The 7375-nt window shown below is 63.7% G+C and carries 7 protein-coding genes and 1 tRNA gene; 3 read left to right on the forward strand and 5 right to left on the reverse strand.

The genetic code is table 11. From position 1 onward, the window contains the following. Together ACLQI9_RS23490 and ACLQI9_RS23495 are read right to left on the reverse strand one after the other, a co-directional pair. Nucleotides 1-624 (reverse strand): FAD/NAD(P)-binding protein (locus tag ACLQI9_RS23490; RefSeq protein WP_442392271.1); only part of this gene is annotated, 624 nt, incomplete at its 3' end. Further along, complete coding sequence (locus ACLQI9_RS23495) at nt 621-1751, reverse strand: threonine aldolase family protein (RefSeq protein WP_442392272.1); 1131 nt, start codon at nt 1749-1751, stop codon at nt 621-623. The genes ACLQI9_RS23495 and ACLQI9_RS23490, both read right to left, overlap by 4 nt. Nucleotides 1752-3764: 2013 nt before the next feature. On the opposite strand from ACLQI9_RS23495, the gene ACLQI9_RS23500 reads away from it, so the two are divergent. From ACLQI9_RS23500 to ACLQI9_RS23510, 3 genes are all read left to right on the forward strand, one after another. After that, nucleotides 3765-3920 carry a hypothetical protein gene (locus ACLQI9_RS23500; RefSeq protein ID WP_442381605.1) on the forward strand — a complete coding sequence of 52 codons (156 nt, stop codon included), beginning with the start codon at nt 3765-3767 and terminating at the stop codon, nt 3918-3920. Between the two features lie 137 nt (nt 3921-4057). Beyond that, entirely contained in the window at nt 4058-4348 is a 291-nt protein-coding gene (locus tag ACLQI9_RS23505; RefSeq protein WP_442381603.1) for a hypothetical protein, read from the forward strand. A gap of 234 nt (nt 4349-4582) precedes the next feature. Beyond that, nucleotides 4583-5752 carry a tyrosine-type recombinase/integrase gene (locus ACLQI9_RS23510; RefSeq protein ID WP_442381601.1) on the forward strand — a complete coding sequence of 390 codons (1170 nt, stop codon included), beginning with the start codon at nt 4583-4585 and terminating at the stop codon, nt 5750-5752. A gap of 79 nt (nt 5753-5831) precedes the next feature. Here ACLQI9_RS23510 and ACLQI9_RS23515 read toward each other — a convergent pair. The 3 genes from ACLQI9_RS23515 to ACLQI9_RS23525 all read right to left on the reverse strand — a co-directional run. Beyond that, a tRNA-Arg gene (locus ACLQI9_RS23515) sits at nt 5832-5914 on the reverse strand. Between the two features lie 408 nt (nt 5915-6322). Next, nucleotides 6323-6778 (reverse strand): nucleoside deaminase, encoded by a 456-nt coding sequence (locus tag ACLQI9_RS23520; RefSeq protein WP_442392273.1) that lies wholly within the window; start codon nt 6776-6778, stop codon nt 6323-6325. Nucleotides 6779-6798: 20 nt separating this feature from the next. Further along, a partial coding sequence (locus ACLQI9_RS23525; protein ID WP_442392274.1) for a methyltransferase domain-containing protein occupies nt 6799-7375 on the reverse strand: 577 nt, incomplete at its 5' end.

Raw genomic sequence — 7375 nt, forward strand, 5'->3', positions numbered from 1 at the left:
CGAGGATCCGGCCGGAGCGCTCTGGTCGAGGCACTCGATGGGGTAGGGCCGCAGGTAGTGCGCGCCCCCGCCGGCCCCGGGCTCGTCGTTCCAGGTGTGTCCCGAGGTCAGCACCACGTGGTCGACGGTGAGGGTGGTGCCGTTGTCGAGCAGCACCGCCTCGCGCCCCTGGAGGGCCGGCGAGATGTCGACGGCCGCCGCGTAGTGCCGGACGATCTCGAGGTTGGGCGGGGCGTAGGCCACCAGCGTGTCGTAGAACCAAACCAGGTACTCGCCCATCAACCGCCGGGGCAGGTAGTCGGTGGGCAGGATGGGGTCACCCCCGGCGCCGATGCGGCACTCGTAACCCACCCAGCGGTAGCCGCAGCCCACCGCCCACTGGTGCAGGCCCATGGCGTGGGGGAGGGCGTCCCCGTCGGGGGCGGCGTAGAGGGAGAGCTGACCGCAGGCGTTGTTGAGGATCAGGAAGTCGGGCTGCTCGGCGGCGTAAACCCCGCCTCCGAGCTGAGAGGGCTCTACCACGTGCACCCGCACCGGCGTCCCTACCCACCGGGCCCGGCTCACCGTCCGCTCCAGGACGCACAGACCCCACGAGCCGAGCCCCACGATGGCCATCTCGATCATCGGACGCCTCCCATACACGCCACCTCAGATCGGCGGCCGCTCGCTGATCTCTGCGTTCGAGCCCGTTTAGACCGGCTTTCCTCGATCGCGGCCGCGGTGAGTCGGCGGACCGCGTGTACCAGCTCGTCGACATCGTGGGTCGTGGTGGCAAAGGAGGTGACGAAACGGACGACACCTGGCTCCCAACGGCCGTGGTAAAAGCCGTAACCCTGGTCCAGAAGTCCGTCGATGACCTGCGGGGGCAGGCGGCAGAAAAGGATGTTCGCCTCTGGCGTGCCCGCAAGGCGAGTGCCGGGAATGGACTTCAGCCCCTCTTCGAGCCGCGCGGTCATGGCATTGGCGTGCCGGGCATTGCGCAGCCACAGATCGTCGGCGAGGTAGGCGTCGAGTTGGGCGGCGACGAAACGCATCTTGGCGGCGAGTTGTCCGGCTCGCTTAGCCCGGAAGCTGAGCTCGGTGGTCACGGAGCGGTCGAAGACGACGATCGCATCGGCGGTTATGCCCCCGTTCTTGATGGCGCCAAAGGACAGCATGTCCACGCCGGCGCGCCAGGTTAGCTCGGCGGGGTTGCAGCCCAATGCGGCGATGGCGTTGGCGAGGCGGGCGCCATCCAGGTGAACGCGCAGGCCCGCGTGCTTCGCAATGCCGGCCAGGTGTCCGATCTCGGCGGGGGTGTATACCGCGCCGGTCTCGGTTGCCTGGGTGAGGCTCAACACGGAGGGTTGCACGCTGTGCACGTCTCCGACCTTGCGGTGCACTGCGGCCTGCAGCTCGTCGGCGTCGATCTTGGCGTTTTCCCCATCCAAAGCAATGAGTTTGGCACCCCCTGTGAAGAACTCCGGTGCGCCGCACTCGTCGTTGTTGATATGGCTGTCGCGGTGGCATAACACGCTGCCCCACGGTGGGGTCAGCGCGGCCAAGCTCAATGCGTTCGCCGCCGAGCCGGTGGAAACCGGGAGCAGATCGACGTCGCAATCAAAGATCTCGCTGAAGCGGCGTCGTGCGCTCAAAGTCCAACTGTCGGTGCCATAGGGCGGTGCCTGCCCGGAGGCTGCCGCTGCAACAGCTGCGATGATCTCGGGTGCACCACCGGCGGTGTTGTCGCTGGTGAAGGAGCGACTTTCCACACGCGCGACTACCTCCATCGGGACAGCGCTCATGTGACGGCCCGCCCGCGGCGAGCAGGTCTCGGCCCATCCGCCACCACTGCGGGCCCATCCCGCTGAACACGAAGACCGGGGTGCTGCCGTCGACCACCACCCAGTCCTAAACCCGGCCAACGAAGCTTGCGGCCTGACATTTGCGACCTCCCCCTTTGGCAAAGCGCTATTGTCGTATGTTCTACACCTCTTCTCGCCCGATATCTAAGAAATCCATAGGTTTCTCTTCGGGAAAAATCAGCCGCTGCTTGCGACGCCCACAGGCCGACACCCCGGCTCCGCGCCGAGACGCTATGGGCCGTCGTCTTCGTCGTCGCGGACGAGCAGTTTTCGGGGTGCTGGAAGGTGTTGGTTCGGGGCTGGCCGTGGTCGAGGTGGGGTGGGGAAATCCATTCGGTGTCGCCGTTGACGCGTTTTGGTGACCACACAGGCAGAAATGCTGGCGTTGACGGCAAGACCTTCGAACCCGCATGCAGTTTCCGGACCATATCGTTAAAGGCCTCGGATCGAGCTCGTAATCGATGAACATGCAGGCAGCGGCGTTGGCCTACCGGCACGCACGGTCCTGCAGCAGTGCCGTCAGTGAAGATTTCAGGCATCGTGGAACCATCACCTCCCGTATACCTCGGGGACCAGGGTTCAGCTATAGTGCCGGCGTACGCACGAGTTAGTGCACTACCTGTTTTCTGCCCAGCATTCGCCCCTGACCGCCTGTTATGCGCGGGAGCCTATGGTCCTTTGAGCTGGTGTCAGCAGATTTGAGACAAGTAGAGTAGGGGGGGCGCGTACGTCGAGTATCGGGACGCGTAGACATGGTTAATAGCCAGTCTGTTCACGGGCTGGTTTCTTGACCATGAATCGATGGTTTTCAGCGCCGGGCCGCTGCAGATTTCCTCGGCACCGAGGTACAGACACCCAGGTCTGTCGAAGCTTTCGCGGGTTCTCTCAGTGGCGAGCAAGTGCTCACCGAAATGGAGCCAGCTGGCGCGGCATTGCGTTCTTGCAAGTGCGATTTCGCCTCAGGACTTCCACCTCGGGCCGCCACCCCAGTCCTCATCCTGGTGACCGCCACCACCGTCACCGTCGTCAGCTAAACCCACCACCGCGTCCTCAGCAGCCACCGCATCGAACCCGACCGCAACTACTGGCGCAACCAAAACAAAAACCCCGGCCGATGGCCGGGGAATCTATAACCGATGACGCGACTCATGTGTAACCCATGACTCGACTCATCACATACGCGCGCCCGAAGAGATTCGAACTCCCAACCTTCTGATGTATTCACTCCGTTCCGCAACGTCCACCAACGTTCGCTAACGTATTGCGGCGCAATAGGACTCGGGTATATCCCATCCGCTCAGCATTGCCACCGTCCGCCTGTATTCCCGGGCGTTTGTATCAGGAAAGTGGAGAGTCATCGACCTCCGCGTGACAACCGAGACTTCCCGCAAAAGGCGGAAGGCCCCGGCGACGGCAGGCACCGCCGCGGTGTGTGGCCCAACTACGAAGGAGTTGGACAATGCCGAGTGTCAATGAGGGGCGACGGGTCGGTGCTGCGATGGGACCGAAAGCCACGCTAAGCACAGGGGCGGCATTCACGCAGCCGAGAACCTTTCGGACACTCAGAAACTGCCAGTGCCAGCGTAAGGCCACCAGTCATTTGGGTTGTATTGCTGACCATTCGGCGGTTGGGCCGGCGGTGGTGGAGGCGGTGGCGGCTGTGGTGCATCGGTGGGTGGATCCGCTGGCGGCGGCGCCGGGAGGACAGCCGGCGTATTCGGCGTGCCGCCGAAACCGGGCGCCGCATACGCCGGGACGCTCACTGCGGCCGTGGGTATAGCGATAAGCACCCCCGCCACGGCGATGCTGCGGACGCCGGATGACATTGCCCAAGTCATTGATCACTCCCTTCACCGGGTTCCGAATAACGCCGATATTGCCACTTAATTGATCGATGCGACAGGTACTGGAGGCGCAGCGATGAACGGCATCGAACTGCACGACGTCCTGGCCGTCGTGCGCTGGCCGGCCACGGACCGGCTGCGCCTCCTCATGGATCGGGTTAAGCCAGCGGACCTGACCCCGCAGGAGATCGTGGCGCTCGTCGCCGTGTTCGAGTCGGCCGACCCCCGGTGAACGCACACACCGTACCGGTGCTCCAACTCATACACACCTGAAAAAACCGCAACCGATTCGGGCCGCCACCTTCTACGGTAGCGGGCCGACCTATTGTGGGGGCGGCGCTGGATCTGAACAGACAGAAGGGATGACAGATGGCCGAGCATGACCTCAAGATCGTCACAGTTGACCGACCAGACCAGGGCCTTAAGACCTACAGAGTCTTGAATGGCATCAGCTCGGTCAAATACCCGGTGGTGGTGCATTTCTCGCGGCCCGTCGATCAGTTCGAGCGCCGGCGGATAGAGCATGCAGGGATCTTGGTCGACGACAACAACCCTGCACGTGGCCTGATTAAGGACACGACGCTCGAGGAAGTTCGCTCCCAGCTGAACGTGTTCAATGGAAAGCTGGAGAAGGCCGCGGAGGACGCGAGCCGGGAATAGAGTCCCCGCTGAAGCCGAGGACCATCGCCTGATAATGCTCGTTGGCGAAATCAACGCGGAACTACGGCCGTAATGGCAGACACCACATTCGGATTAGCCGTCATCGGCGCGGTCACCGGGGTGGGACCGCCTCGGATGCGATGTCCAGTAGGGGTTACGAGGCGCTGCGCGCCGCCGCAGCAGCGGACCTAGCCCGGCTTAACTCGCTGATTCCAGCGGTTGGGGGTGTGCTGAATGCCTAGACAGCGGATGCGGCCGGGTGAACATGGCCGAATCACCGAGAGATCAAGCGGTGGAATGTTTTTCGCCTCCACCTATGTCCGCGACGCTGACGGCAAGCGGCGCCGGGTCGAGCGGTCCAGCGACAAGTCCATCGAGGACGCTCGTCGGCTATTGCAGCGGCACTTAGCCAAGCGTCGCGCACCGCTGTCGGGACAAGCCGTAACGGAGCGGACATCGCTGTCGGAGTTGTTCGAACTCTGGATGGAGACAAAGGAACTCGTCGATGGCGTCAGCGAGCAGACCGCACAGGCTTATCGGGACGTATGGAAGGTACACGGTGCCCAGCAGCTCGGCGCGCTGCGCGTAACGGAGGTGCCTACGAGCCACGCTGACGCCCGCCTGCAGCAGATGGAGTCACCAACGCAGGCCAAGCGGCTTCGGATGATCCTGTCGGGTATGTACGGGCTGGCTGTGCGCTATGACGTGCTGTCGGTGAATCCGATCAGGGAGGCCCGCACGGTCAAGACAGAACGGAAGCCGCCGAGAGCAGCCACACAGGCGGAGTTCGAGCGGGTGCGGGCCGCGGTGCGGTCCTACACCAACCGGAAGGCCCCCGGTCCGCGGCCCGGCCGGCTGCTGGCCGCCTTCGTCGAGATTCTGGCTGCGACAGGCGCGCGGCCGAACGAGGTGTTAGCGCTTCGATGGAGTGACGTCGACCTGTTGGCAGACCCGCCGACGGTGACAATCACCGGCACGCTGATCGACCACGGCCACATCGCTGGCAAACCGCTGCATCGGCAGGACGCCCGCAAGGGTGACGCTCCCCCGCACACTGTGCTGCTGCCCCGCTTCGGTGTCGAGGCGCTGACAGCGTTGGTGGCAGAGTCCGGCATGGACGGCCCGGTGTTCGCTAACCGCACCGGCGGCTGGATGAGCCTGTCCAACATGCGGCGGACGCTGCGCGCGGCACTCCCGGCCGATCTGTCGTGGGTGACTCCCCACTCACTTCGGCGGACGGTGGCCACCGTGGTCCGCGATGCCCGCGGGCCGGCGCAAGCGCAGCAGCAGCTGGCCCACGCGAAGCTGGCGACCACCGAGGCCCACTACCTACAGCGGCAGACCCGCGGCCCTGATGTGCGGGCTGTGCTGGACGAATACGCAGGTGGCGATTGTGGAGACTGAAAGTATCAGGAAAGTGTCAGATCACGGGCGTGTCGCCGACCTTCATGCTGACAGTCACACCAACTGCCAGCGGTTTCGGCGCGCCCGAAGAGATTCGAACTCCCAACCTTCTGATCCGTAGTCAGAAACAGCCTGCTGTCAACCTGTTTCAGGGTCTCCCGCCATGTCTAGAAAGCCCGTCTCACCTGCGCGAACCGTCTCGCGATGTCCCATCGTGACGCAGGGTGTGTAGCGCGAGTTGTGACGAAGTCGTGACAACTTAGGCATCTGGATCTATCGCCGACGACGTCTGGGTTATGAGCTAGCCAGTCCCGGTTTCCTGGAGTCTCGCGTGTCTCAAACGTACAGGTCGCGGGCCATCTCCCGTCCAATCTGTACCACTGCCTAGTATGCGATCTCGTCAGTTACGCCGCGTTTCGTTCACAAATCCATTCACAACACGCTCCGCGCCGCTGCGCCCCGTTCCGCGCATGCCCAACATCGAAGTCATCGAAGGCGAACTCAGATCGGCGGCTCCTACAGCGGATTTCGGAAACCTACAACTCCGTGGCCAGACGCCCGTGTAGGCCGCTAACCGCCCGCCCAAGCGTGGTAAGCCGGCTCGGCCAGTTCGGGATAGAGCTGCCTGATTTTGATGCTGCGTTCTTCGTATGGTTTGGCGAGATCACGGTACTGGGCGGCGTCTTCGAAGCCGATTCGGTGAGCCGCCTCAAGGTCCTGGCCGAAGTAGACGGCGTCGATGCCGGACCAGTAAACGGCGCTCATGCACATGGGGCACGGTTCGCTGCTGATGTACATCTCGTGGCCGATGAGCGGTCTGGGCCACTGGCCATCTTCGGCTGGCGCGGCCTTGGCGCAAGCTGCGCGGATAGCTTCGATTTCGGCGTGCGCGGTGGGATCGCCGGTGAGCAGGACGCGGTTCTGGCCGCAGGCGATGATCCGTCCATCTTTCGTGATCACGGCCCCAAACGGGCCACCCCACCCGGTAGTGACTGACTCCATGGCCAGTCGGCATGCCTCGGTCATGAGCTGCTTGGGCGTCATATTCATGCCGGTTTGCGGGCTTCGATGAGGACCCGGGTGGAGTGGGCGATGAAGGGGCCGTGGGATGTGATGTAGTCGTGCAGTTCGCGTAGCCGTTCGCGGTAGTCGTCGGTCGTGAAACCGGGCACTATCCAGATGACTTTGCGGAGGAAGTAGACAATGGCACCGATGTCGAAGAATTCGGCGCGTAGCCGTTCCATGCGTATGTCGATGATCTGTAGGCCGGCGGCTTTCGCCGCTGCGATCTGGGCGTCGGGATGGCGCTCCAGGCCTGCCTGTGGCTGCGGACCCATGAAGTATTCGACCAGTTCAGACAGTGTTGCGGGCCCGATGTGCTGGGCGAAGTAGATGCCGCCCGGCTGGAGGACGCGGGCGATTTCGGTCCACCACACGTTGTTGGGGTGGCGGCTGGTCACTAGGTCGAACGCGTCGTCGGCGAACGGCAGCGGTGACCTGTCGATGGTGTCCACCACCATGACACCGCGGGGATGCAGCAGTTTGGTGGCCAGTGCGGCATTGGGCGCGTAGGACTCGGTGGCCACCATCGTGGGCGGGAACTTTTCGGCGCCGGCCAGCGTG

The organism is Mycobacterium sp. (assembly GCF_052143115.1).
Classification (GTDB): domain Bacteria; phylum Actinomycetota; class Actinomycetes; order Mycobacteriales; family Mycobacteriaceae; genus Mycobacterium.